General features: G+C 68.5%; 24 protein-coding genes. 17 read left to right on the forward strand and 7 right to left on the reverse strand.

The window, feature by feature from the left end:
* Positions 1–233: 233 nt before the first annotated feature.
* The gene (glmM, locus tag ACT86A_RS05180; protein ID WP_445090834.1) at positions 234–1,610 is read left to right on the forward strand and encodes a phosphoglucosamine mutase; all 1,377 of its coding nucleotides are present in this window, start codon (positions 234–236) and stop codon (positions 1,608–1,610) included.
* Positions 1,611–1,722: 112 nt separating this feature from the next.
* Here glmM and ACT86A_RS05185 read toward each other — a convergent pair whose 3' ends face one another.
* Entirely contained in the window at positions 1,723–3,375 is a 1,653-nt protein-coding gene (locus tag ACT86A_RS05185) for an ABC-F family ATP-binding cassette domain-containing protein (protein ID WP_445090835.1), read from the reverse strand.
* Between the two features lie 148 nt (positions 3,376–3,523).
* Here ACT86A_RS05185 and ACT86A_RS05190 point away from each other — a divergent pair, with 148 nt between their 5' ends.
* The 5 genes from ACT86A_RS05190 to ACT86A_RS05210 all read left to right on the forward strand — a co-directional run bounded on the left by ACT86A_RS05190 (position 3,524) and on the right by ACT86A_RS05210 (position 7,060).
* Entirely contained in the window at positions 3,524–3,715 is a 192-nt protein-coding gene (locus tag ACT86A_RS05190) for a PspC domain-containing protein (protein WP_445090836.1), read from the forward strand.
* A 208-nt stretch (positions 3,716–3,923) separates the two neighbouring features.
* Positions 3,924–4,232, forward strand: coding sequence for a DUF6802 family protein (locus ACT86A_RS05195; protein ID WP_445090837.1), 309 nt, complete (start codon positions 3,924–3,926; stop codon positions 4,230–4,232).
* 363 nt (positions 4,233–4,595) lie between these two features.
* Positions 4,596–4,907: a hypothetical protein gene (locus tag ACT86A_RS05200; protein WP_445090838.1), complete on the forward strand. Its 312-nt coding sequence runs from the start codon at positions 4,596–4,598 to the stop codon at positions 4,905–4,907.
* A gap of 58 nt (positions 4,908–4,965) precedes the next feature.
* The gene (locus ACT86A_RS05205) at positions 4,966–6,660 is read left to right on the forward strand and encodes a hypothetical protein (protein WP_445090839.1); all 1,695 of its coding nucleotides are present in this window, start codon (positions 4,966–4,968) and stop codon (positions 6,658–6,660) included.
* A gap of 49 nt (positions 6,661–6,709) precedes the next feature.
* A complete protein-coding gene (locus ACT86A_RS05210) occupies positions 6,710–7,060 on the forward strand; it encodes a hypothetical protein (protein ID WP_445090840.1) in 351 nt (116 codons plus the stop codon).
* Between the two features lie 10 nt (positions 7,061–7,070).
* On the opposite strand, the gene ACT86A_RS05215 is transcribed toward ACT86A_RS05210, so the two are convergent.
* Positions 7,071–7,925: a poly(ethylene terephthalate) hydrolase family protein gene (locus ACT86A_RS05215; RefSeq protein ID WP_445090841.1), complete on the reverse strand. Its 855-nt coding sequence runs from the start codon at positions 7,923–7,925 to the stop codon at positions 7,071–7,073.
* Positions 7,926–7,961: 36 nt separating this feature from the next.
* Here ACT86A_RS05215 and glmS point away from each other — a divergent pair, with 36 nt between their 5' ends.
* Positions 7,962–9,845, forward strand: coding sequence for a glutamine--fructose-6-phosphate transaminase (isomerizing) (gene glmS / locus ACT86A_RS05220; protein WP_445090842.1), 1,884 nt, complete (start codon positions 7,962–7,964; stop codon positions 9,843–9,845).
* A gap of 345 nt (positions 9,846–10,190) precedes the next feature.
* Here the strand turns inward: glmS and ACT86A_RS05225 are convergent, their stop codons facing one another.
* On the reverse strand, positions 10,191–10,610 hold the full coding sequence (locus ACT86A_RS05225) for a cupredoxin domain-containing protein (protein ID WP_445090843.1): 420 nt from the start codon (positions 10,608–10,610) through the stop codon (positions 10,191–10,193).
* 42 nt (positions 10,611–10,652) lie between these two features.
* On the opposite strand from ACT86A_RS05225, the gene ACT86A_RS05230 reads away from it, so the two are divergent.
* The 7 genes from ACT86A_RS05230 to tsaD all read left to right on the forward strand — a co-directional run bounded on the left by ACT86A_RS05230 (position 10,653) and on the right by tsaD (position 17,690).
* Positions 10,653–12,098, forward strand: coding sequence for an NAD(P)H-hydrate dehydratase (locus ACT86A_RS05230; RefSeq protein ID WP_445090844.1), 1,446 nt, complete (start codon positions 10,653–10,655; stop codon positions 12,096–12,098).
* Between the two features lie 518 nt (positions 12,099–12,616).
* Positions 12,617–13,840, forward strand: coding sequence for an alanine racemase (alr, locus tag ACT86A_RS05235; RefSeq protein ID WP_445090845.1), 1,224 nt, complete (start codon positions 12,617–12,619; stop codon positions 13,838–13,840).
* Positions 13,841–13,851: 11 nt separating this feature from the next.
* Entirely contained in the window at positions 13,852–14,925 is a 1,074-nt protein-coding gene (locus ACT86A_RS05240; protein WP_445090846.1) for an alpha/beta fold hydrolase, read from the forward strand.
* The gene (gene tsaE, locus ACT86A_RS05245; RefSeq protein WP_445090847.1) at positions 14,918–15,370 is read left to right on the forward strand and encodes a tRNA (adenosine(37)-N6)-threonylcarbamoyltransferase complex ATPase subunit type 1 TsaE; all 453 of its coding nucleotides are present in this window, start codon (positions 14,918–14,920) and stop codon (positions 15,368–15,370) included. The genes ACT86A_RS05240 and tsaE overlap by 8 nt, the downstream gene beginning before the upstream one ends.
* Positions 15,371–15,424: 54 nt before the next feature.
* Positions 15,425–16,117, forward strand: a complete 693-nt coding sequence (tsaB, locus tag ACT86A_RS05250; RefSeq protein WP_445090848.1) for a tRNA (adenosine(37)-N6)-threonylcarbamoyltransferase complex dimerization subunit type 1 TsaB — start codon at positions 15,425–15,427, stop codon at positions 16,115–16,117.
* A complete protein-coding gene (rimI, locus tag ACT86A_RS05255; protein ID WP_445090849.1) occupies positions 16,114–16,629 on the forward strand; it encodes a ribosomal protein S18-alanine N-acetyltransferase in 516 nt (171 codons plus the stop codon). Before tsaB ends, rimI begins: the two co-directional genes overlap by 4 nt.
* On the forward strand, positions 16,626–17,690 hold the full coding sequence (tsaD, locus tag ACT86A_RS05260; protein ID WP_445090850.1) for a tRNA (adenosine(37)-N6)-threonylcarbamoyltransferase complex transferase subunit TsaD: 1,065 nt from the start codon (positions 16,626–16,628) through the stop codon (positions 17,688–17,690). Before rimI ends, tsaD begins: the two co-directional genes overlap by 4 nt.
* A 224-nt stretch (positions 17,691–17,914) precedes the next feature.
* Here the strand turns inward: tsaD and ACT86A_RS05265 are convergent, their stop codons facing one another.
* Positions 17,915–19,468 carry a DUF7159 family protein gene (locus ACT86A_RS05265; protein ID WP_445090851.1) on the reverse strand — a complete coding sequence of 518 codons (1,554 nt, stop codon included), beginning with the start codon at positions 19,466–19,468 and terminating at the stop codon, positions 17,915–17,917.
* Between the two features lie 601 nt (positions 19,469–20,069).
* Here ACT86A_RS05265 and groES point away from each other — a divergent pair.
* Together groES and groL are read left to right on the forward strand one after the other, a co-directional pair.
* Positions 20,070–20,369 (forward strand): co-chaperone GroES, encoded by a 300-nt coding sequence (gene groES / locus ACT86A_RS05270; protein WP_014981824.1) that lies wholly within the window; start codon positions 20,070–20,072, stop codon positions 20,367–20,369.
* Between the two features lie 142 nt (positions 20,370–20,511).
* The gene (gene groL, locus ACT86A_RS05275) at positions 20,512–22,128 is read left to right on the forward strand and encodes a chaperonin GroEL (RefSeq protein WP_445090852.1); all 1,617 of its coding nucleotides are present in this window, start codon (positions 20,512–20,514) and stop codon (positions 22,126–22,128) included.
* Between the two features lie 217 nt (positions 22,129–22,345).
* On the opposite strand, the gene ACT86A_RS05280 is transcribed toward groL, so the two are convergent.
* The 3 genes from ACT86A_RS05280 to ACT86A_RS05290 all read right to left on the reverse strand — a co-directional run bounded on the left by ACT86A_RS05280 (position 22,346) and on the right by ACT86A_RS05290 (position 23,957).
* Positions 22,346–22,597, reverse strand: coding sequence for an RskA family anti-sigma factor (locus ACT86A_RS05280; protein ID WP_445090853.1), 252 nt, complete (start codon positions 22,595–22,597; stop codon positions 22,346–22,348).
* Between the two features lies 1 nt (position 22,598).
* Entirely contained in the window at positions 22,599–23,174 is a 576-nt protein-coding gene (locus ACT86A_RS05285; RefSeq protein ID WP_445090854.1) for a sigma-70 family RNA polymerase sigma factor, read from the reverse strand.
* A gap of 489 nt (positions 23,175–23,663) precedes the next feature.
* A complete protein-coding gene (locus ACT86A_RS05290; RefSeq protein ID WP_445090855.1) occupies positions 23,664–23,957 on the reverse strand; it encodes a WhiB family transcriptional regulator in 294 nt (97 codons plus the stop codon).
* A gap of 628 nt (positions 23,958–24,585) precedes the next feature.
* Between ACT86A_RS05290 and ACT86A_RS05295 the strand changes: the two genes are divergently transcribed.
* Positions 24,586–25,470, forward strand: a complete 885-nt coding sequence (locus ACT86A_RS05295; RefSeq protein ID WP_445090856.1) for a hypothetical protein — start codon at positions 24,586–24,588, stop codon at positions 25,468–25,470.
* Positions 25,471–25,537 lie beyond the last annotated feature (67 nt).

Consider the following 25,537-nt stretch of genomic DNA (forward strand, 5'->3'; position numbering starts at 1 on the left):
GGACCTGTGGCAGGAGGCGACGTCGCGGCGCAACCCGTCAGGGGCCCGCATTCGCCGCATTCATACGGTACGGTCGACGCGGTAGCTATCCGAGAGCAGGCTCCCAGCGAACGGCTGGTCGCCTGCTCTTGTGCTGTATGAACTCGCGGTGTTCGCGGTGCCTGCGTCAGTGCACAGGTTGCCGTCGCCAGGCTGTCGCTCACACCGCGGATCCACCGATGTAGGGGCGAGGTATGGGACGTTTGTTCGGCACCGACGGAGTCCGCGGGCTTGCGAACGAGTCGCTGAGTCCGGAACTCGCGCTGCGCGTATCCGGCGCGGCCGCGCAGACCCTGAGTCGTGGCAACAAGCGCGCGCTCGCGGTGGTCGGACGCGACCCGCGGGCCAGCGGCGAGATGCTCGAGGCCGCGGTGACCGCGGGGCTGACCGCGGCGGGCGTCGACGTGCTCTCGGTAGGGGTGTTGCCGACACCGGCCGTCGCCTACCTCACCGGTTTGTACGATGCGTGCCTCGGGGTGATGATCTCCGCCTCGCACAACCCCATGCCGGATAACGGGATCAAGATCTTCGCCGCGGGCGGGCACAAACTCGATGACGCCATCGAGGACCGGATCGAGGCGCTTGTGGCCGCGGACACGCCGTCGCGCCCGACCGGCGCGGGTATCGGCCGAGTGCGCAACGCCGCGGGCGCGCGCGATCACGGGCTGGTGATCCCGGATCAATACAGCCTCACGGGCACCCATGAGCGCTATGTGGAGCACCTGGTGGACGCGACCGGACAGGACTTGTCCGGACTGACTGTCGTGGTCGACTGTGCGCACGGCGCCGCCGCGGAGGTCGGACCGGCCGCCTATCGCGCGGCGGGCGCGACCGTCATCGCCATCAATGCCGAGCCCGATGGGCTGAACATCAACGACGGCTGCGGCTCCACCCATCTCGACCAGGTCCGGGCCGCGGTGCTGGAGCACGGCGCCGATCTGGGCCTCGCGCACGACGGCGACGCCGACCGCTGCCTGGCCGTGGACGCCGGCGGCGCCATCGTCGACGGCGACGCGATTCTGGCGATTCTGACCCTCGCCATGCACGAGGCAGGCGAACTGGTCCACGACACTCTGGTCGCCACGGTGATGAGCAATCTCGGCCTGCATATCGCCATGCGGGCGGCCGGAATCACAGTGCGCACCACTGCCGTCGGCGACCGCTACGTGCTGGAGGAGTTGCGGCGCGGCGGATTCACGCTGGGCGGTGAGCAGTCCGGACACGTGGTTTTCCCGCGCTACGGCACCACCGGCGATGGCATCCTGACCGGCTTACGCCTGATGGCGCGGATGGCGCAGACCGGGCGCACGCTGGCCGATCTGGCGAGCGTGCTGAGCACCGTGCCGCAGGTTCTGGTGAACGTGCCGGTCGGCGATAAGTCCCTGGTCGCGGGAGCACCCGAGGTGCGGGAAGCGGTACTCGAGGCCGAACGGATACTCGGCGACTCCGGCCGAGTTCTCCTGCGGCCCAGCGGCACCGAGGAATTGGTGCGAGTCATGGTAGAGGCCACCGACCCGGCGCAGGCGCGGCAACTGGCCGAAGACCTGGCCAAACGCGTCAGCTCGGTGTGATTTCCGCGCGAGTCCGGTCGCACTCATCGAAAGGGCAGGATTCGCAGGTACTTCGGCGGCCGCTGAGCGAAGGGGTTCGTCGCTAGCGGACGCGATGTGGCGCGGTCGCCTTCTACGATTCGGTGAGTACGCCGGCGGCCATGTGCCAGCGGCGTGTCGCGCGGACCGTGTCGAGCATGCGGCGGTCGTGCGTGACGAGCAAAAGCGTGCCGGTGAAGGATTCGACGGCCTGTTCCAGTTGTTCGATGGCGGGCAGGTCCAAGTGGTTGGTCGGCTCGTCCAGCACGAGCAGATTGACGCCGCGCGCTTGCAGCAGCGCGAGGGCGGCGCGGGTGCGCTCGCCGGGGGAGAGTGTGTCGCAGGAGCGCAGCACATGGGGCCCGCGCAGGCCGAACTTGGCCAGGAGCGTGCGCACGTCCGCATCCGGCCAGTCCGGGAGTTCGGCGCCGAAGGTCTGCGACAGTGCCCCGGACCCGCGAAACAGACCGCGCGCCTGGTCCACCTCGCCGATCGCGACGCCGGAGCCGAGGCTCGCGGTCCCGCGGTCCGGCTGGATACCTCCCAGCAGCATGGCCAGGAGGGTGGACTTTCCGGAGCCGTTGGCCCCGGTGAGCACGATGCGGTCGGCCCAGTCGATCTGGGTGCTGATCGGACCGAGCGTGAAATCGCCACGAGTGACGGTCGCGTCGGACAGTGTCGCGACCACCGAACCACTGCGCGGGGCAGCGCCGATGCTCATGCGCAACTCCCACTCCTTGCGTGGTTCCTCCACCACCTCGAGTCGCTCGATGCGGCGCTGGGTCTGCCTGGCCTTGGCCGCTTGCTTCTCGGTGGCCTCTGCCCGCATCTTGCGGCCCGCTTTGTCGGAGTCCACTTTCCTGGGGTCGCGCGCTTTGCGGCGCGCGGTGCGGACGCCGTGTTCGAGCCAGTTGCGCTGCATCTGCGCTCGTGCTTCCAGGCCCGTCTTGGTGTCCGCGTACTCCTCATAGGCCTCGCGGGCATGCCGGCGGGCGATCTCCCGCTCCATCAGGTAGGACTCGTAGCCGCCGTCGAACAGCCCGACCTGCTGCTGGGCGAGATCCAGCTCCACAATGCGATTCACGGTGCGCGCCAAGAACTCTCGGTCGTGGCTGATCACCATCAGCGGGACCCGGACCCCGGCGACGAACTGCTCCAGGCGCGCCAGGCCGTCCAGGTCCAGATCGTTGGTCGGCTCGTCCAGCAGCAGGATGTCGAAGCGGGACAACAGGACCGAGGCCAGTCCGGCGCGCGCGGCCTGGCCGCCGGACAAGCCGGTCATCGCGGTACCGAGGCCACTCGGGAGGCTCTCGATGAGGCCGAGGTCGGCCGACACCTCGTGCACGCGCTGGTCCAGATCGGCGCCGCCGAGGGCGAGCCAGCGTTCCAGCGCGGGGGAGTATTCGTCCGGGCCGCCTTCGCCGAGGCGCTCGGCCGCCGCGTCCATCGCCCGCTGCGCCGAGGTGACTCCCGTGCGCCGGCCGAGGAATTCGAGCAGGGTTTCGCCCGGCACGCGCTGTGCTTCCTGGGCCAGGTAGCCGACCGTCGCGTCCGGTGGACTGAGGGTGATACTGCCCGTCGGCGTGTGTCGGTCGGCGAGCATCCGCAGCAGCGTCGACTTGCCCGCGCCGTTCACGCCGACCAGGCCGATCACGTCACCCGGTGCCAGGGTCAGATCGAGGTCGGCGAACAGCGTGCGCTCGCCGTGACCGGCCGACAGGCCGCGGGCATGCAGAGTGGTGCTCACCAGCACAAGTCTGCCGTGCTCAGGGTTGCACCCTGAGGTCGGCCCCGGGAGAAATCAGGGTTGGTATCGGTCACCGCACCGATGCCGTGAGCGTGCGGCGGCGGGCACAGTGGAGGTCGTAGCGATCATCGCCAGAGAGGGAAGACCAATGACTGCCCCTACCCGCCGCTTCGCCCGCTCCACCCAGGACAAGTGGATCGCAGGCGTCTGCGGCGGCATCGCCGAGTATCTGGGCTGGAACGCCAACGTCGTCCGGCTGCTGTTCGTGCTTTCGTGCCTGCTGCCCGGCCCGCAGGTCGTCATCTACCTGGTGCTGTGGCTGTTGATGCCGAAGAAGTGAGTCGAGGACTGCGTCGGTGACGCCGGGCCCGTGTCGAATACGAACCGGGAGACTGCGGCTACACCGGCCGGGAGGCTGCATCTATACGGCCCTGGAGGCTGCGCCGGCGGCAAGCGAGCACGTGCGCCGAGCCCGCGCGGATGTCAGGATGGTGCGATGCCGCCGGTACGGCACCGCGCCACCGCACGAGCCCCGCTGAGGAGCAGCCATGATCACCTCGGGCGAATTCCCAGGTCTGGACCTACCTGGCATCGACGCGTCGTCGTCACTGAACGGACTGGGTGCGGTCGAACTACAGCACCCCGCTCAGGACATCGACGGTGACGGCACCCTCGACACCATCACTACCACCGGCGACGAGGCGATGCAGGTCTGGACCGACTTCGACCACGACGGTTTCGCCGACCACGTCACCGTGGTGGAAAACGACGGCGACTACGCCGCTTGGGAATTCCATCGCCACCCCGACGGCACTTCCGAATGGATCCGTACCGACCAGGGCAAGATCGGCAACTGACGCGACTCGCCTGCCTCGCCCAAATTCGGTGCCGGGGCGGCGTCACGCAGACGAGCCGCCTCTTGACCGCTTGACCCACCTGCATCATCTTCTCCGGTTCCGAGGCCGATGACGGCGTCGGCTATCGGATAGGCAGGCATTGGTTGCATCGGTCGAAGGGCCGCGATTGCCGCCTGTCCGGGAGTTGCCGCACGGATCTGTGCTGGTTGTGGCCGCTGGGCGTGGACAGTAGGTTGCTACGGATATCGCATCGAATTCGGGGGAACCGAGTGGCGGTGTTTCGCGTCGAAGGAAGTATGGCGCCAGTCGGCGTGCAGGAGATTCGGCGCCCGGCGGGTTGAGACTACGAGGACGGAGGGGACCGTGGGTGGGTCGGAGATGGTCGGGGTTCGGACCGGAGAGCTCGGTGCGCTGGGGGATGACTATCGGAGATCGGCGGAAGCTGTTCGCAACCAAGCCAAACGGGTCGCCGAGCACATGTTCGGCGAGGGCGGGGAGGCGGGGCGCAACTACGCGCAGCAGGGGGTCGCGGTGCATCAGGGGTTGCAGCGGATCAACGCGTGGCTGAAGAACTGGAGCGATGCCACCACCGCGACCGCTGACGCGCTGGGGGCGGCGGTCGTGGCTTACTCGGATACCGACCGGCAGCGCGCGGCGGAGACACCCAAGATATGAGGCTCCCGGATGACGACACGTTTTCCACTGAACGCCGGACATTCGCGGAGCGGCAATCATGACTGTTTCCTGGCAGGGTAAGACGATCGACGCGATCCTGGACGAAGGCAGTCACGGGCTGCAGTACTGGATCGAATTCATGCCGCTGTACGAGGCGGCGTTCGGCAACAACGGTGGCCGCGGGGATCGGGACAAACTGCTCGCGATGTACGACGAGCAACGCGGCACGCGCGTGGAGAATCTGGAGCACACGGGGGAAGCGCTGAAACTCGCGCTGGCCGAGGTGGATACCCAGTGGGACGCGCAACGCGGCTACGCCGGCCGCCTGCGCGGGCTGTGGCAGGGAGCGGCGGCCAACGCCGCGCTCGACATGCTCACCAAGCAGTCCGTGCTTGCTGACGAAGATCGGCAGCACGCACGAAGTGCGTGGAACGCGATCGAGCCGATGGCGAATTCGCTGCGCGAGTCGGTCGCCGGCAAAGCCGATATGGCACTGCGGCTGCTGGAAGTTTCGGGTAACGGCAGCGGGGCGGTGACGATCGGCGGCAAGACTCCGGAAGATGTGAAACTCATGGTCGACGTGCACAATGCGCGCGAGTGGATCAGTGCGAAGCAGGCAAGCGACCTCTACCGGATCTTCCCCGCACTCGACTTATCCGGACAATTCGCCAAGGTCCCGCTGGACACCCCGCTCGGCAAAAAGATTCACAGTACCGTCAACGATTGGCTGAACGACCCCTTCAAACGGGACTTCGAGGCCAAACTGGTGCGCTACATCGACGCCTGCACAGAGACCGATGATCACTTCGAGTGGCAGTACAAGAACCTGTCCACTGCGTTGGCAACCGTGCCCGACCGGGCGTACCCGCGCCCGGAGGGGCCGACGAAGCCGTCCCAGGATAAGCCGGACAAGCAGAATCAGCCCGATCCTTCCCCGCCGCCGGGCACTCCCGGCACGCCGTCGCCCGCCACGGTTCCGGCGAGCACCACGCCGAGTGCAGTTCCGGCGAGCACTACGCCGAGCACGGTCCCGGCGAGCACCACGCCGAGCACAGTTCCGGCGAGCACCACACCGACGGTGCCGACCACGCCGACGACTCCCGCGCCGCTGGCCCCCAAGCTGCCGGCACTGGACGGCCTGGCCGCGATCAGTCAGGTCGCGAAGGAACTGTCGCCATTGACGACGGGTCTGACCCAAGCGGTCCAGCAGGGCATCTCCGCGCTGAGCGGAACAATCAAGAGCGGAATCGACGACGCGATCGAAAAGCTCACAGCGAGCATCGATCCGAAGGACGCCGACAAAGACGACAAGCCGAAGGCCGAGTTCGATATCGCCGGAAAGCATGTGACGTTCGAGATGGGCCCGGACGGCCAGGTGAAACTGGTCCTGTCCGACGAGGCGGGCAAGCAGCAAGAGTTCGAGCTCGAGCTGGACGAGCATGGGATGCCGGTCATCTCGATGAACGAGCTGAAAGAGCCGGTGCCTCCGGCCGACACTCCGGCCCCGGAACCGCCGGGCAAAGACAAGCCGGTCGACGCCGCACCCGCTCCGGAACCGAGCACCGGCCCGCCAGGCGTGCCTTCCGGAACTGCGCCACCCACGCGACGCGAAGAAGACGGCGAGCATTGGCCGAAGCCCCTACCGGAGCAGGGCGAACCGACATCGGCGGCCCCGGTCGACAGCGGCGCGAAACTGGCCGAGGCGGGACCGGTCGACAGTGGCGCGGAACTGGCCGAGGCGGGACCGCTGTGAGCCCTGGCGTCGGGAGTGCGGCGGCACAGGACGAGCGAGAAGATTCCGTATGGTGAACTACGCCGAGGAGGCGAGGCGACTCGCCGAGGAAAATCAGCGCCGGATGGCGATCCTGCTCGACGAGATCCAGGAGATCAACGATCGAACCGCGGCGCGAGGCCGCGAATTCGCCGACAACTTGGCGGCCGAGATGGCTCAATTCCGGACCGAACATGCTGCCGAGCTGGACCGGGCTCGCGCGGAGGCCGAGGAGAAAGAACGGCTGGAGGCGCAGGCGCGCGAGCAACGGGAGGCGATCGCGCGATCGATGGCGGCCCGAAGAGCGAACCAGACTGTCACCCCGGTCGACGAGGAGGACGAAGAGGCGCGGTTCTACCAGCGCAAGAGCTGGCTTATCTGAGCCGCGGTGCTCAGCGCCGCAGCAGCGCCGCCAGCTGGCCCAGCTTCAGCTTCGGCGAGTCCTCGTTGGGCGCTAGGGGGTCGATCACCGTGGTGTGCGGAATGACTGCCTCGGACTCGGCGAAGGGGCGGTAGGTCTTGTCGCCCGCCAGCGTCGCGAGCAGGTAGCCGGTCAGCAGGGCGCGGGTGATGCGGGCCGCCTTGGGTTCGTGCTTTCCGACACCCACCACGGCAAGGACGCGACGGCCCTCGATGATGCCGTTGCGCGAGGCGTTGTCGATGGCGCGCAGGATCGCGGGACCGCCCCAGGTAGTGGCCAGTGGGATGGCGTTGGAGCTGACCGAGGTGATGTCGGTCGCGCCCGCCAAGAACAGCGCGGGCACGTCGAGGTCGGCGGCGATATCTTCGGCGGCTGGGGCGGTCGGCGCGGGGAACAGCGCCGCGACGGTGACGACCGTCCGCCGGCCGGCGGCGATGACGGCGGCACCGGCGCCCATGCCGTGTCCGGCCAGGCCGAGACGCTCGGGATGCACGCTGATCTCGCCGTCCCCGAGCCGTACGCCGGTGCAGATGTCCAGCGTGGTGAGCAAATCGGCGGCCAGTCCCAGATGTGACGGAATTGGCCCGCGCTCGGTGTCCGGGGCGGCGGCCACGATTCCCCAGGAAGCGAGGTGCTCGAGCAGGCCGCGGTAGTGTCCGGCCCCGGTCAGCCACCCGTGGCCGAAGGCGACGGCAGGGAGATTGCGCCCCGACTCGGGGGTGAACACCACCCCCGGCTGGCCGGCGATGGCCAGATTGCCACGCAGCACACGGTGCGGGCCCCGGCTGGTCAGGGTGCTCAGGAGCGATTTCACAGACGCCGACACGACGTGAACGTTATCCGATAAGTAGTGTGGTGAGCCATGTGCGGAATCGTGGGGTACGTCGGGTACCGAGACGCGCTCGGCGTCGTCGTTGACGCGTTGCGCCGCATGGAATATCGCGGCTACGACTCCGCGGGTGTGGCGATCCTGGACGGCGCGGGCGGGCTGGCGGTGGAACGCAAGGCCGGTCGGCTGGCCAACTTGGAGGCCGAGCTGTCGGACAACGGGATCGCTCGTTTCGCGGGCACCACCGGCATCGGGCACACCCGTTGGGCCACGCACGGCGGGCCGACCGACCGTAACGCGCATCCGCATCGCGACCACAGTGGCAAGGTCGCCGTGGTGCACAACGGCATCATCGAGAATTTCGCTCCGCTGCGTCGTGAGTTGGAAGACGCCGGGGTCGAGTTGCACAGCGACACCGACACCGAGGTCGCCGTGCATCTGGTGGCCCGGGCGTATGCCGATGGCCGGACCGCTGGTGACTTCGTGGCGAGCGCGCTGGCCGTGCTGCGCCGCCTGGAGGGCGCGTTCACGCTGGTCTTCACGCACGCCGACCATCCAGGCATGATCGTGGCGGCACGACGCTCGACACCGCTGGTGATCGGCGTCGGCAAGGGCGAGATGTTCATCGCCTCCGATGTCACGGCGTTCATCGAGCACACCCGCGAGGCGATCGAGCTCGGCCAGGATCAAGCCCTGGTGATCACCGCGGACAGCTATCGGGTGACCGACTTCGCCGGCGAGGACGCCGTTTCGCGTACCCGCCCGTTCACGATCGACTGGGATCTGGCTGCCGCTGAGAAGGGCGGTCACGATTACTTCATGCTCAAGGAGATCGAGGAGCAGCCCGCCGCGGTCGCGGACACGCTGATGGGGCATTTCAGCACCGATCAGGACGGCGGGGGCCGGATCGTGCTGGACGAGCAGCGCCTCGCCGACCAAGAGTTGCGTGACTTCGACAAGGTGTTCGTCGTCGCGTGCGGCAGCGCCTATCACTCCGGTCTGCTGGCCAAATACGCCATCGAGCATTGGACCCGGCTGCCCGTCGAGGTCGAGCTGGCCAGCGAATTCCGCTACCGTGATCCGGTTCTGGACCGGTCCACGCTGGTGGTGGCGATCTCCCAGTCCGGCGAGACGGCCGACACGCTGGAGGCGGTGCGCCATGCCAAGGAGCAGAAGGCGCGCGTCCTCGCGATCTGCAACACCAACGGCGCGCAGATACCTCGCGAGTCCGACGCGGTGCTCTACACCCGGGCCGGGCCGGAGATCGGTGTCGCCTCCACCAAGGCGTTTCTGGCCCAGGTGACCGCGAATTACCTGGTCGGGCTCGCGTTGGCGCAGGCGCGCGGCACCAAGTACCCGGATGAGGTCGGGCGCGAGTTCGCCGAACTGGAGGCGATGCCGCGGCTGGTGGAGCGGGTGCTGGAGACGGCGCCACAGGTGCGGACCATCGCGCGCGAACTCGCCCACGTGCCGACCGTGCTGTTCCTTGGCCGGCACGTCGGCTACCCGGTGGCCCTGGAGGGAGCGCTGAAGCTCAAAGAGCTGGCCTACATGCACGCCGAGGGTTTCGCGGCGGGCGAGCTCAAGCACGGTCCGATCGCCCTGATCGAGGAGGGGCTGCCGGTGATCGTGGTCATGCCGTCCCCGAAGGGCCGCGCGGTGTTGCACTCGAAGCTGCTGAGCAATATCCGGGAGATCCAGGCCCGCGGCGCGCGCACCATCGTGATCGCGGAGGAAGGCGACGATACGGTTCGTCCGTTCGCCGACGATCTCATCGAGATCCCGAGCGCGCCGACCTTGTTCCAGCCACTGCTGTCGACTGTCCCGCTGCAGATCTTCGCCGCCGAGGTGGCCCAGGCCCGCGGCTACGACGTCGACAAGCCTCGTAACCTGGCGAAATCCGTCACTGTCGAATAGATCAGCAGCCGCGCACCTCGGGGGCGCGGCTACCGAACACGAACGTCGCGACCACACGCCCCGCTCAGCGTCGGCGTGTCCGGACGGGTGGTCGGGGCCAGTGTTGAGCCTCGACAGTCGAGGTAGTGCGGTTCCAGGCGGCGGACAGGAGCTCGGGGCCGGGTACCCGGCCGAGACCGGGCGCATTTACGACCAAGGTGCCGACTCAGCTGGAGCAGGTACCTGAGCCCGGCGGCGATGAGACGAGCGCGCAGCCGGGCGGCGACGGCATCGAGGCTTGAACGCTCCGATGTTGCCGGAGTAAGCCCGGGTCGGCACTCTGGCCGCCGGGGACCGGCGTCCGCACTATTCGACGGTGACCGACCCACGCATCTCCGGGTGGAGTGCGCAGAGGTAGCGGTAGGTTCCCGGGCTGGTGAAGGTATAGCTCCACTCGCCCCTGTCGAAGATGCGGCTGTTGATGCCCATCGCCTTGTCGCCTATGCCCTGCACGGTGTGCGGGACCTTGTCGTCGAATTTCCAGGTGACCGTGTCGCCGACCCGGATGGTGACCTCGGCGGGAGAGAATTTCATGTCATCGACCGTGACGGTGACGGCGGCGGGCTTGCGTTCGCCGGTCGGCTGCGCGGTGGTGGTCGCCGGGCGGACCGGTTTCGTGGGCGTGGTAGCCGAACCGGGTTCGCCGCCGCATCCGGTCAGCAGCACACCGATAGCGATCCCCGCGACCACCTGGATGGTCCTTGTGCGGCGGCGGACGCTTGGCATGATGGCCAAGCGTAGTAGGCCACACCGACGGAGGGAGCGGCGATGTCCACCCAGCGGGGCTATTTCACCGTCGAGGAGGTGCGCGCGGCGGAGGCCGAGCTGTTCACCCGGGTGGCGGAGGGCGTGCCCATGCGCCGTGCGGCGCACGGCCTGGCCACCGTGGTCGCGGGCGAACTCCGGGAGCGCACCGGCGGTATCGCGGGACGTGCGGTGACTTTGCTGGTCGGGTCCGGCGACAACGGCGGCGACGCGCTCTGGGCCGGTGCCGAGCTGCGCCGCCGCGGCGTCGCCGTGACCGCGGTGCTGTTGAGCCCGGACCGCGCCCACCCGAAAGGGCTTGCGGCGTTGCGCAAGGCGGGTGGCCGGGTCGCCGCTCACGTCGGCGACCCGGACCTGGTGATCGACGGCATCGTCGGTATCTCCGGTCACGGCGCACTGCGGCCGCGCGCGGCGAACATAGTCGCGGCGCTGGACGCTCCGATCGTCGCGGCCGACCTGCCCAGCGGCGTCGACCCCGACACCGGTGCGATCGAAGGGGCCGCCGTCCGCGCGGACGTCACCGTCGCCTTCGGCGCCTACAAACCGGTGCATGCCCTCGCTGCGGCGCACTGCGGTCGAATCGAGCTGATTTCCATCGGTTTACGCCTGCCCGAACCGGGCCTCGCTGCGCTGGAGCCCGCGTCGATCGGCGCCGCGTGGCCGGTTCCGGGCCCGGCGGACGACAAGTACACGCAAGGTGTCACGGGCGTGTGCGCAGGCAGCGCAACGTATCCGGGCGCCGCGGTGCTGTGCGCCGGGGCCGCCGTCGCGGCCACTTCGGGCATGGTGCGGTATGCCGGAACCGGAGCGGCCGAGGTGCTGAACCACTTCCCGGAAGTGATCGCCACACAGCGGGTCGCCTCCGCCGGGCGCGTCCAGTCCTGGGTCTTCGGTCCCGGGGCCGGTACCGACGCCGACGCCAGGAGCCGCCTTGCCGAGATCCTGTCCACCGATCTTCCGGTCGTCGTCGATGCCGATGGCCTGACCCTGGTCGCCGTCGAACCGTGGCTGGTGCGCGACCGTACCGCCCCGACCGTGCTGACCCCGCACGCCGGCGAGTTCGCCCGCATCACCGGTCGCGAGGTCGGCGCGGACCGGGTGGCCGCCGTCCGCGAGCTCGCGGATTCCTGGCAGGTCACCGTACTGCTGAAGGGGCGGGCCACGCTCGTCGCGGCACCGCGGCGCCCCGTCCTGGTCAACGACGCCGGCGGTTCCTGGGCCGCGACCGCCGGCGCGGGCGACGTGCTCTCGGGCATCATCGGTGCTCTGCTCGCGACGGGCCGCGACCCCGTCTGGTGTGCCGCCGCGGCAGCGCGCGTGCACGCGCTGGCAGCGAACCTCGCCGCCCACGCTGACGCACCCGCCGCGGCCCCCATCTCGGCCGGCCTGCTGTCGGCTCATGTCCGCCCCGCGATCGGCATCCTCCGCCGCCTCGCCAATCCGTTCTGACCTGGTCACCTTGCGTGCACCGCCCGCAGCTGTGAATCCCGGGGGTTCTGTGCACACCCGGTTATCTGCCTCCAGCCGGTTGTTCGGCGTGAAGTGCGTAGTAGTCGGCTTCGTACTCGACGGGTGGTTTGCGGCCGAGCCGGTGCATCAGCCGGGACTCGCCTCCACCCGGCAACGGCCGCTCTCTCGGTTCGGGACCTGCACGGACACGTACTCCTGCTGAGCTGGTGTGAAAACTCTCCTCAGCTCCTCAACGGCACGCCGGACCCGTAACTGGCGATTCACATTCCTCTCGCGCTTGCGCCCTCACGCGTCAAACCGGCTGCGATGGGGGTCCGAGCGAGCCAATAGACTCGACCAGAACCAACGCAACAACTGGTTTCCAGACCACACGGGTAACTCGCCGGGCACGTCTGAACTCGAGCGGCAACCAACGCGGGACCTGAACGCCGGTCCCGTGTCACCCGACTCGTACGGCCTGAAGACCGGAGAGGCGGTACAGAGAGGCGGAACAGCAGATGGGTAGCTTGTCGGCGGGTACGTCCGGATTGAAACCGCACCGAGCGCAGGACCTGAACGAGAATTCCGCGCAACCCGACCGGTACGGCCCGAGGACCGGGATAGGTGGGCGAGCGCAGGTGGAAACGGTCATCGATCTGGATGCCGTCGCGCACAACGTGCGGATTCTGCGGGAACACGCAGGGGGTGCCGCGGTGATGGCGGTGGTGAAGGCCGACGGCTACAACCACGGTGCGGTCGAGGTGGCGCGGGCGGCGCTGGCAGCGGGGGCGGCCGAGTTGGGTGTCACGACGGTGGCCGAGGCGTTGCAGTTGCGCGCGGCCGGGATCACCGCGCCTATTCTGTGCTGGCTCAACAACGCGGATGCGGACTTCGCCGCCGCGGTAGCCGCCGACATCGAGATCGGTGTCTCCGCGCCGGCTCATCTGCGGGCGGTCGCGGCTGCGGCCCGCGAGACGGGACGACGCGCGACAGTCAGCGTGAAGGTGGATACCGGCCTGCACCGCAACGGCGTACTACCGGACGAATATCCACAGGTCCTGACGCCACTGCGGGCGCTTGTCGACGAGCAGGCGGTGCGGTTGCGCGCGATCTTCTCGCATCTGGCGCACGCCGACGAACCGGAACATCCCAATAACGACGTGCAGCGCGCCCGGTTTCTGGACGCGATCGCCGCGGCCGCGGAGCATGGCCTCGAACCCGAGCTGGTGCACATCGCCAACTCGGCCGCCACCTTGACCCGCCCCGATCTGGCCTTCGACCTGGTCCGCCCGGGCATTGCCATATATGGCCTTTCCCCGATACCCGATGACGACTTCGGCCTGCGTCCGGCGATGACCTTCCAAGCCCGGGTCGCGCTGGTCAAGCGGGTTGCGGCGGGCGAGGGCGTATCGTACGGACATCAGTGGATCGCGCCGCGTGACACCATCGTCGCGCTGATTCCCGCGGGCTACGCCGACGGCGTATTCCGCCCTTTGAGTGGACGGTTCGATGTTTGGCTGGGCGGCGCTCGGCGCCGAAACGTCGGCCGGGTCTGTATGGACCAATTCGTAGTGGATCTCGGTGACAATGCGGCGGGCGTTCAGGAAGGCGACACCGCGATCCTTTTCGGGACGCAACCGCACGCCCAGGATTGGGCAGACCTGCTCGGCACCATTCACTACGAAGTGGTGTGTTCGCCACGCGGCCGGGTCACCCGGCGTTACGTCGGTGGTCACCGGTGAGCCGCCTTCGGGTGACGCCCCTGCGTGGCGGGCTGGCCACGGTCGGTGTGGTCGGTGCGCTGGCGGGCGCGCACGCCCTGCGTCGTGCCGGCGCGCACGTGCTGTGGCCCGCTCGGGGCGACGACTACAGTGACGATGATTTCGGGCTGATCGATGCGGACCGCGCGGGCACGGTGCTCGCCGCCGACGGGGTGCCTCTGGCCACCAGGACCTGCGGCCCCGATGACGCGCCGGTCACAGTGATCTTCGTGCACGGTTTCTGCAACAGCATGGAGTCCTTCCACTTCCAGCGCCGCGACTTGGAAAAGCGCTGGGGCGCACAGGTTCGCCTGGTGTTGTTCGATCTGCGCGGGCACGGTCGTTCCGGCATGCCGAGCACCGCGAGCTGTACCGTCGCCCAGCTCGGGCACGATCTGGCCGCCGTGCTGACGGCCACCACGCCGACCGGACCGGTGGTGCTGGTCGGGCATTCGCTGGGGGGAATGGCGATCCTCGCCGCGGCCGCACGCTTCCCGGAGTTGTTCGCGGCCCGGGTGATCGGGATCGCACTGCTTTCGACGACCGCCGCCGAGGTCACCGCGGCAGGCATCGGCCAGTTGCTGCGCAACCCCGCGATCGACGGCTTCCGGCTGGCCGTGCGCGCCTCGCCCGCGCTGGTCCAGGCGGGCCGCGTCACCGCGCGGCATGTGATCACGCCGTTGCTGCACGTCAGCTCGTTCCACGGCCCGGTGAGCCCAACCCTGTCGCGCTTCACGACCAGGATGATCGATCGGACGCCGGTGGAAACCATCGTGAAGTTCCTCGAGGCCATCGAACTGCACGACGAGTCGGCGGCATTGCCCGCCCTGGCGGGCACTGCGGCCCTGGTGCTCGGCGGCAGCCGCGATCTGGTGATCCCGTTCCGCAATTCCCGCGCCCTCGCCGCCGCATTGCCGTCCAGCGAGCTGATCCGGCTGGAGGGCGCCGCGCACATGCCCCATCTGCAGTACCCGGAGATCGTCAACACCGCACTGGACCGGTTACTGGTGCGCGCGGGGGCGATCGGTCCGATGCCGCACGACGCCTCGGAGGTGGCCGGTGACTGATCGCCAGCAACGGGTTCTGCCCACCGTCGCCGATACCGAAGCCCTCGGCCGCGAACTGGCCGCGGACCTGCGCGCCGGCGATCTGGTGGTGCTGGACGGCCCGCTCGGGGCGGGCAAAACCGCGCTGACCCGCGGCATCGCGGACGGGCTCGGCGTGCAGGGCCGGGTCAGCTCGCCGACGTTCATCATCGCCCGTCAGCATCGGGCGGGGCATCGTGTGGGCGCGCCCGCGGTGCCCATGGTGCATGTGGACGCTTATCGGCTCGGCGGCGACCTGGACGAACTCGACGCCTTGGACCTGGACACCGATCTGCACCAGGCGGTGGTCGTGGTGGAGTGGGGACGCGGGGTGGTGGAGCACCTCACGGAGCGGCATCTGCGGGTGCTGCTGGCCCGCGAGCCGGATTCGGATGTGCGCACCGCGATCTGGGAATGGGTGGATTAGCTACCAGGTAGCCCGAATGGGTGCTGTCTGCCACCCGGTATCGTTGGGCCAATCATGCTTGTACTCGCCGTCGATACCGCGACACCCGCCGTCACAGCGGGACTGGTGGACCTGGATCAAGGCGCCGACGCGGGCGGTTTCGTCCAGGCGCGCACCCTCGCATCCCGGGTGCGGGTCGACCCCCGCGCCCATGCCGAGGTGCTCACCCCCCAGATTCTCGAATGCCTCACCGAGGCAGACCGTTCCAGGACCGATATCGCCGCGATCGTGGTCGGCGTCGGTCCCGGCCCGTTCACCGGCTTACGGGTGGGGATGGCGACCGCGGCCGCATTCGGTGACGCGCTCGGTATCCCGGTGTACGGCGTGTGCAGTCTCGACGCGATCGCCGCGGACGCAGCGGAGGAACTTCCACCGACCGGCGAGCTGCTCGTGGTGACCGACGCGCGTCGGCGGGAGGTGTACTGGGCGCGATATCGCGAAGGTGCGCGCGTCGCGGGACCCGAGGTATGCAAGCCGAGTGAACTGGACGCGGGACCGGCGACGACCATCGCCGGATCCGCTTCGCACGTGGACTTCTTCGATCTTCCCGTGCTCCCGGCCGAGACGCCGTCGCCTGCGGGATTGGTGCGCGTCGCGGCGGCCGAGCTGCTCGCCCGCACTCTGCCGCAGCCGCTGGTCCCGCTGTATCTGCGCAGGCCGGACGCGGTCGAGAACGCCTATCGCAGCCTCGATCGGACGGGGGCATGACACCGGTGGCCGTCCGAATCGAACCGATGGTGGCCGCGGACATCGCGCGCTGCGTCGAGCTCGAGCAATTGCTGTTCCCGGAAGACGACCCATGGGCCGCGGTGGCGTTCCAGTCCGAGCTGACCGGTTCGCACAACCGCTACATCACCGCGCGCGACGAAGCCGGGCGAATGGTCGGCTACGCGGGCATCGCCCTGCTGGGTGATGCCGAACACCCCGAGGCCGAAGTGCACACCATCGGTGTCGACCCGGACTGCCATGGCGCGGGCATCGGCACACTGCTGCTGGAGGCGTTGCTCGCGGAGGCGGGCAGGCGCGGTGGACCGGTTTTCCTGGAAGTCCGCACCGACAACACGCCTGCTATCGCGCTCTACGCCAAGCACGGCTTCCACATCATCGGATTGCGCAAGAACTACTACCACCCCAGCGGCGCCGACGCGTACACGATGCGCCGCCCAGCGCTGACCTGCGCGGACCGGGAGTGGCGCACACCGGACGAGGTGCTCTCGTGATCATCATGGGGATCGAAAGCTCCTGCGACGAAACCGGTGTCGGCATCGTCCGCAGGAATGCCGACGGCACCTGCGAACTACTCGCCGACGAGGTCGCTTCCAGCGTCGACCAGCATGCGCGTTTCGGCGGCGTGGTCCCTGAAATCGCCTCGCGCGCACACCTCGAGGCGATCGTGCCCGCGATGCGCCGCGCGCTGTCCGTGGCGGGTATCGCGAAGCCGGACGCGCTCGCGGTGACCATCGGTCCGGGGCTGGCCGGCGCGCTGCTGGTCGGGGTCGCGGCGGCGAAAGCGTATGCGGCGGCGTGGGATGTGCCGTTCTACGCGCTCAACCATCTCGGCGGGCACGTCGCGGTGGACACCCTGGAGCATGGGCCGATGCCGCCGTGCGTCGCGCTGCTGGTCTCCGGCGGGCACACCCATCTGCTGCACGTCACCGACCTGGCCGAGCCGATCGTCGAACTGGGCAGCACTGTCGACGACGCCGCCGGGGAAGCGTTCGACAAGGTGGCGCGGCTGCTCGGACTGGGCTTTCCCGGCGGTCCCGCGCTCGATGCCGCCGCGGCGACCGGTAATCCGCACGCCATCGCGTTCCCCCGGGGCATGACCGGACCGCGCGACCCGCGTTACGACTTCTCCTTCTCCGGCCTCAAGACCGCGGTGGCCCGCTATGTGGAGGCCGCGCAGCGCGAAGGCATGGCCGCCGAGGAGCTGCCGATCCCGGACATCGCGGCGTCGTTCCAGGAGTCGGTCGCGGACGTGCTCACCATGAAGGCCGTGCGGGCGGCCGAGGATGTCGGTGTCGGCACGTTGGTGCTCGGCGGCGGCGCGACGGCGAACTCACGGATCCGATCGATGGCCCAGGAGCGTTGCGCCGCAGCCGGGTTGACCCTGCGCATGCCCAAGCCGCGGTTGTGCACGGACAACGGGGTGATGATCGCGGCGCTCGGCGCGCACGTGATCGCGGGTGGCGCACCGCCGTCACCGCTGACGGTCGCCACCGACCCGGGTCTGCCGGTGTCGGTGAGCCTGGTCTCGGGCTGCGCCCCTCCGGGTCTTTAGGCCGTACGAGTCGGGTGACCCGGGGCCGGCGTTCAGATCCTGCGTTGGTTGCCGCTCGAGTTCCAGACGTGGCGCGATGGGGTGCACCGGGGGCCGAAGTTCGGCTGTCTGGTCACCGAACGGTTCGAGTCGGGCAATCCAGGGCTCGACGCCGCCCTGGCCTTCGCACGCTCTGCCACTCGGGAGTCCGGATCAAAGCCGACACCGGATTCGCGGGAAACGGATCAGTTCGGCGTAATGAGCAGTTCCGGGACGAACTCGGGGTTGGTCGCCGACCCGGAGTTCGGTCGCGGAAGGAGCGGCAGGCGTGACCGCGCGGGGGCCTGGGCCGATCCCGCATCGGGTCCGGCGGCACCGACCGGGGTGCCCGCACCCCCGTTCGGCTCGGCATCGGACGAAGCGCCCAGTGGCGCGGTGCGGTTGCCGAGTATCGGACCGAACAACTCGGGGAACGGGATCGGCGGGAGGTTCGGGTCCGGGCGCAGTGTGGGCTGGGTCTGCGTGGGCTGGGTCTGCGTGGTCGACGAGAGGCCGGTGCCCGGTACCTCGTGGTCAGCGGTGGTCGGCGCGCCGCTGCCCCTGGTGGGTGTGCCGGTGCTGTCCTGGTCGCGGCCGGTAGTTGCCGGGGTCGGCGGCGGGCCGGGCACCGGCGTCGGCAGGTGCGCGGCGCTGCTCGTGGTCCCCGCTGGGGAGACCTCGTCATCCGAGGTCGGCGCGAAGGTCTTCACGCCGTAGCCGACGATCAGGCCGAGGACCACGATCGCGCCGGCCAGTGTGCCGAACACCTTGGCGAACGTCCCGGCGGGCGCGTCGCCGCCGAGCGCGCCCACCGGGAACACCGACGGCTGCACCGAGTCCGCGACCAGCGCCGCGCCTTTCGCGGTCACCGCCTCCGGATCGGGCACGGTGAACACCGGCATGTCCAGGGCGGTGGTCAACCGGTCGAGCACCGCGGGAATGTTCGCGCCGCCGCCGATCACCGCCACCGCCTGCGGTTGCCGCGGCGCACGAGTGAAGGCTGCGACGACGAACACCGTCAAGTCGCGCAGCAGGTCGGCGATCAACTCTTCGAAGTCGGCCCTGGTCAGTTTCAGCGGGCGACCGGCGACATGGTCGATGGTGACCGCGGGCGCACCGGACAGGTGCTCCTTGGCCGCGCGGCCCCGGTTGGTCAGCATGCCGCGGTTCGGGCGGGTGCCACGCCGAGCGAAGTGCAGGTCCACCAGATGGTGGTAGATCAGGTTGTCGATGACCTTCCCGCTGACCGCGGCGGTGCGATCGGAACGGAGCAGGGAGTCGTCGGTGAGGTCGGCGACGGTGACGGTGAGCCCGGACGCGCCGAGATCGACGATGGCTACCGTGTCGTAACGGTCGAGCAGACCCGTGTGGCGCAGAAACGTCAGCGCGGCGGTGCCCTCCGGGATCAACCGCAGATCACGTTGTTTGCCGGTGGCCGAGCGGATGACCTGCGCCTGCTCCGTGGTGCGGTAGGCGACCGCGACACTGGTGGGCGGGCGCCTGGTCGCGGACTCGAAATCGCGTGGCACACCGGCGAAGTGACCACCGGCGGGCGCACCGATCGCGCGTGGCGGCCGGGTGGTCGGCAGTTGGGTGGTCATCAGTTCGATCGAGGACGCCACCAAGTCACCGAGGTCGGAATGGGCCGGGTCGGCGGAGACGACACGGTAGTCGAAGCTCTGCGCGCCGTTGGGCGCGGTGGCGACCAGCGCCGAGCAGACGACATCTGTCCCGGCCGAGATGCCGAGGGATGTTCGCATGTTCACCTCCCTTCGAGCGGATGGTCATGCTGTGGCCGACCATCTCGAATGAACTGCCGGACCGCGATGTGGATGACGTGCGAGCCGGACCAGGAATCGAACCGGTCCTCGTCCGGGTGAGGTCGCGGGGACCGGCCATGAATCACGTGTGACTTGCTCTCTGGTGAACTTGCTCTCTGGTGAAGCGGGTGGTGCAACGATGGTGCTGTGGCGCTGGGTGTTTCGGCGCCGCCGGCGTACCCTGCGCGGCCTCGAGATCGCCGGATGGTGGCGAGCGACGAGGCCGGGCGGCGACCGTCGTCCATAGTGTCACAATCCGTTATCCGAACGTTACTGTTTTACTGAACAGATCGCCAAGCTCCGAGTGTGATGGGCGCGCCGCGCAAAGTTGGCAGCGCCCAGCCTTGAGCGCTGGCACTCTCATGTATAGAGTGCTAGTCGGCACTGTGTGTAGCGCTTGTGCCAGCAGCTTGACTACTGAGCAGGGGTCCCGGCACCCGCGACGACGGGGCTATGCCCAGGGTCAGCACCGTGACCGAAATGATGAGTCCGGGACAACAGTTCCGGGCGACCGACATCCCCTGAAAGTGGAGGGCTCAACGTGGCGAGCGTGAACATCAAGCCGCTCGAGGACAAGATCCTCGTCCAGGCCAACGAGGCCGAGACGACGACGGCCTCCGGCCTGGTCATCCCCGACACGGCGAAGGAGAAGCCGCAGGAGGGCACCGTTATCGCCGTCGGCGAAGGACGCGTCACCGACAAGGGTGACCGGATCCCGGTCGATGTCAAGGAGGGTGACACCGTCATCTACAGCAAGTACGGCGGCACCGAGATCAAGTACCAGGGCGAGGAGTACCTCATCCTGTCGGCGCGCGACGTGCTGGCCGTCGTCACCAAGTAGCCGATCAGGCACGCATGCGTTCCGCCCCGGTGTCTTTCGGGACCCGGGGCGGAGTGCGTTGGCCAGCGCCTTCGGCGTATTGCCTGGGATGGCTTCGGTAAACCACCCGGAGCGCCGCGAACCCGATACAGGAGCAGAACACATGGCAAAGCAGATCGAGTTCGACGAGAAAGCTCGTCGGGCTCTGGAACGCGGCGTCGACAAGCTCGCCGACGCGGTGAAGGTCACCCTCGGCCCGCGCGGACGTCACGTTGTACTCGCGAAGGCCTTCGGCGGCCCGACCGTGACCAACGACGGCGTCACCATCGCGCGCGACATCGAGCTGGACGACCCGTTCGAGAACCTCGGCGCGCAGCTGGTCAAGAGCGTCGCCACCAAGACCAACGATGTCGCGGGCGACGGCACGACGACCGCCACCGTGCTGGCCCAGGCGCTGGTGCGCACCGGGCTGAAGAACGTTGCGGCGGGCGCGAACCCGATCGCGATCGGTTCCGGCATCGCCAAGGCCGCCGACGCGGTCTCCGAGGCGCTGCTGGCGCTGGCCACCCCGGTCTCCGGCGAGCAGGCCATCGCGCAGGTCGCCACCGTGTCCTCGCGCGATGAGGAGATCGGCGAGATGGTCGGCAAGGCGCTGACCACGGTCGGCAAGGACGGCGTGGTCACCGTCGAGGAGTCCTCCACCCTGCAGACCGAACTCGTCGTCACCGAGGGCGTGCAGTTCGACAAGGGCTACCTCTCGCCGTACTTCGTCACGGATGCGGACAGCCAGCAGGCCGTCCTCGAGGACGCGTTCGTCCTGCTGCACCGCGATAAGATCAGCTCGTTGCCGGACTTCCTGCCGCTGCTGGAGAAGATCGCCGAGAGCGGCCGGCCCGTGCTGATCATCGCCGAGGACATCGAGGGCGAGGCGCTGTCCACCCTGGTGGTCAACGCGATCCGCAAGACGATCAAGGCGGTCGCGGTGAAGGCGCCGTTCTTCGGCGACCGCCGCAAGGCGTTCCTCGACGACCTCGCCGTGGTCACCAATGGCACGGTCGTGAACCCCGACCTGGGCATCTCCCTGCGTGAGGCCGGTATCGACACGCTCGGCAAGGCGCGTCGCGTCGTCGTCACCAAAGACGACACCACCATCATCGACGGCGCTGGTTCCGCGGCGGACATCGAGTCCCGCGTCGCGCAGCTGCGCCGCGAGATCGAAGCCAGCGATTCCGACTGGGATCGCGAGAAGCTCGAGGAGCGGCTGGCCAAGCTGGCCGGTGGCGTCGCGGTGATCAAGGTCGGCGCGGCCACCGAGACCGCGCTCAAGGAGCGCAAGTACCGCGTCGAGGACGCGGTGAGCGCTGCCAAGGCCGCCGTCGAAGAGGGGATCGTGCCCGGCGGCGGCACCGCGCTGGTGCAGGCGAGCGGCAAGCTGATCGAGCTGCGCGACGCGTTGTCCGGTGACGAGGCCATCGGCGTCGAGGTGGTCCGGGTAGCACTGCGGGCGCCGCTGTACTGGATCGCGACCAACGCGGGCGTGGACGGCGCGGTGGTGGTCAGCAAGGTGGCCGAGGGCAAGGAGGGCTTCAACGCGGCGACCCTCAGCTACGGCGACCTGCTCACCGACGGTGTCGTCGATCCGGTGAAGGTGACCCGCTCGGCCGTCGTGAACGCGGCGTCGGTCGCGCGCATGGTGCTCACCACCGAGAGCGCCGTGGTCGACAAGCCCGCGGCCGAGGAGCAGAACAACCACGGCCACGGCCACGGTCACGCGCACTGAGCCGGGCACGGTTCGAGCCGACCGGATGACAGGCCCCCGAACCACTCTTGGGTTCGGGGGCCTTGTCGGGCACGCGACAACCTGATGTCAGGTTTGGTGGTTACCGGTATTCCGGAAGCTCGACACGCTGTCTGCCGCAGAACTGGAAGTCGATCCTGAACGGTTCGACTGCTACTGATCGGTGAGCGTGGAACGGAAAGCTGTGGCGGAGCCGGATTCAGCTGGCGACCGGTGGCCGTTCAGCGGCGATGGCCGCGAGTAGCCGAACACGCAGCGACGGCGGCGGGGTGGCCGCCGTAGCTGTGGCAAAAGCGGAAAGAGCTCGTCTCGTGTCGGTGATGTGCGCGGCGAACTCCGCGCGTAGCACGGGGTCCTCGCTGTCCAGCAGTTCTTGTACTTCGTGGTGGTCTTCGTCGTCGATCGATCCGAACGCGACGGCGTGCGCGAGATCGATCTGGCGTTCGTTCATCTCACGTCACCCCCAAACTTCTTTTCAGTCGTGTCAATCCGTCCCGGATCCGGGACTTCACGGTCGGTAAACCTACATCGAGGTAGGTGGCTACCTCCGCATAGGTTCGCCCGCCGTAGTAGGCGAGCGAGATGGCTTCCCGCTGGGTCTCCGTGAGTGTGGCGAGACCGGCCAGGACCGCCTGCTGTTCGAACCTGCGCTCGACCTCTTCGGTGACCTCATCGAATTCGTTGCCGAGAACCCGTATCCCGTAGGCGACTTCGCGTTGGGTGTGGGCTTGCTCGGCGCGGACCCGGTCGACGGCGCGCCGATGCGCGAGGGTCATCAACCACGTGACCGCTGAGCCCTTTGCCGGGTCGAAACTCGCTGCCATCCGCCAGATCTGCAGGTAGACCTCCTGGGTGGTCTCCTCCGCGTATCCCGGATCATGCAGCACCCGCAACACCAAACCGAAGACGCGCGCACACGTCCGGTCGTACAACTCGGCGAATGCTTCCTGGTCGGCATGGCCGCACCGACGCAAAAGGGCGGCGAGCTCGATACTTTCGGCTGCGCGTGCCGTAACCGCAGAATCCACCGTGGGTGGGAAGGCTTCTCTTCGGAACGAGTCGCCCTCTGCGGCTGACGGCCGCGTTGTCACAACGCTCCATTCTGTGTCATCAGTCACCACCGTAGCGCGTCGCTATGACCTCCCTTTCGGTGGGTGCCGCAAACTGGCGGTAGGCCGACGGCTTTGCGAAACTGCGACCCGCCGGACAGCACCGCTGTGTCCGATCGGCGGCACTCCCGCCCGACCGTCCCTGGTGACGCAAACTGCTGTCTGCGGGTCGGCCGCTCGCACCTGCGAGCGTGCCCGCAACGCGCCGGACCGATAGCTGCATGGACCTTCGGGCGTGCGCTACGGCCGCCGGTCGATCGGTGGTGACCGATCGAAACCCACATGCCGAGCCCCTGGGCTGCACCGATCACCGTGTTACGTGTGCGGCTCAGCCGGATTCTGTTGTAGTGGCCCGTTGTTTGCTAGGCATTCGACGCCCGGCGGTGTGCGGATGGGAGGGGATTCGGCTCAGACGGCCAAGCGGCGGCGGTTGCGCCGCGCATGCATCTCACGCTCGGTCTCCGACATGCCACCCCAGATGCCGTACGGCTCGCTGACTTTCAGTGCGTGCGTACGGCACTGCATGAGCACCGGGCAGGTGCGGCAGATTTCCTTGGCGCGCATCTCGCGGGCGGTGCGGGCCCGGCCACGCTCGCCATCGGGGTGAAAGAACACCGCGGAATCCTGCCCGCGGCAAGACCCTCGCATCTGCCAATCCCAGACATCGGCATTAGGTCCCGGAAGGTGGGTCGGCATGGGCATGGTGAACTCCTCGTAGTGCGAGCTCGTCAGCATTGTCGAGCAGTTGTTCTGCAACAGTGGTGGGCCACGGCGCCGCGTCGGCCACGGGCCCGTCGGGCCCGCCCTTCGCGGTCGCTGCAATTTCGCGCGCGCCGTCCGTGACGATGAGTTACGTTAGGTCCAGCCGCGAAATTCCGTCAATAGTTCGACGCAGCAGTTGTCTAAATCTCGCGCTACAAAATTTAACCTCCGAGATGTTTACTTTTAGCATTGGTTCCGGCGATACTGTTCGGTTGGCCGGAGGTCCGTGGCTGCGTCGTGCATGGAAAGAAGTAAGATTTCCGCAGGTGGCGGCGATTTTTCCGATCGCGCTGTGTCGCGCTTGCTGGTTATCGGCGGTATGACGGCGATCCTTCGGCTGTACGGTGCCGTTCGCCTCGCGTGGGTCGGAGATGGCGTAAACGGGGCGGGCAGGTTAATGGTGCGAAACGCGCATGAATTCCCGACGCGGTCTGCTGGGCGATTGCGCCAGTGAGATTTACCTAATGGCAACATCGTGCCGGCGGTGGAAATGCTGAAAGGTTGCCAGTGGTCCGCTGTGCAGCTTTCCTCCCGGCCTGCCCTGCCCGGCGCAGGATAGAGTGCGCCCGTGTCCGCGCCCGCTCCGCTCGCAGATCCTCGTCTCGCGGTTCTCGCCGAGGCCGCCTTCGGGACCGATCCAGGTCGTGCTGCCACCGAATTGCCGCCCGCGTCGGAGGCGCTCGGCTGGTGGTATCGCGCGGTGGTTCTCGGTGGTCAGGGACGCTACGCCGCGGCGCGGGTCGAGCTGCGAAAAATACGCGATCACAGTGCTGACCCGGTCCTGCTCTCACTGGCGGGAAGTACCGCAGGATCGTTTCTTCGGCAGCTCGGCCGGCACGAGCACGCCTCGGCGTCGGATGGACGGGCCGCCGCTTCGATCCTCACGAGCGATGCCGGGACCGAAGCCATCGTGACCGGGAACGCCGCCGGCGCGGTCGCTCACTATCGTCCCGGCCGTGCCGACGCCATGTGCGACGCACTCACCGGACTCGCCGCCGACGCGCTCGGCACCGGTCGGCTCGCGCTCGCCGATCGGCTGCTGCGGCGCAGCGCGGCGGTGGCGCCGCAGCCGATCAGCTGGCGCCCGGCCATCCGGCTGCACTGGGTGTCCGCGGAAATCGCTTTGGTGGCAGGGGATTCCGCGGCCGCCGCCGAGCGCGCGGCGGCCGCGCTGGAACTGGCCGAACGCGCCCCCTCGGTGCGGCACCAGGTCAAATCCCGCCTGCTGGTGGCCGCCGCCGCGGCGGCGTGCGACGCGCGCGAGCGATCGGTCGCGTTGAGCGAGGAAGTAGCCGAACAGTGTCGCGAGCACGATCTGCTCCCACTGCGCTGGGCCTGCGCCATGCTGCGGGCCGGACTGGGCGTCGAACGCGCGGCGGCGGAGGCGCAGGAGTGCGCCGCGATCGTCGCTCATCGCGGCGGGGCGCTGCGCCCGCTCGGGGCGCGGAGATGATCACTGACAACACCGTGTTGCCAAGTTCCCGCCCCTGGGTCGCTATTGTTAGATCCGTTCCGCCCCT

The organism is Nocardia glycosmidis (assembly GCF_052545115.1).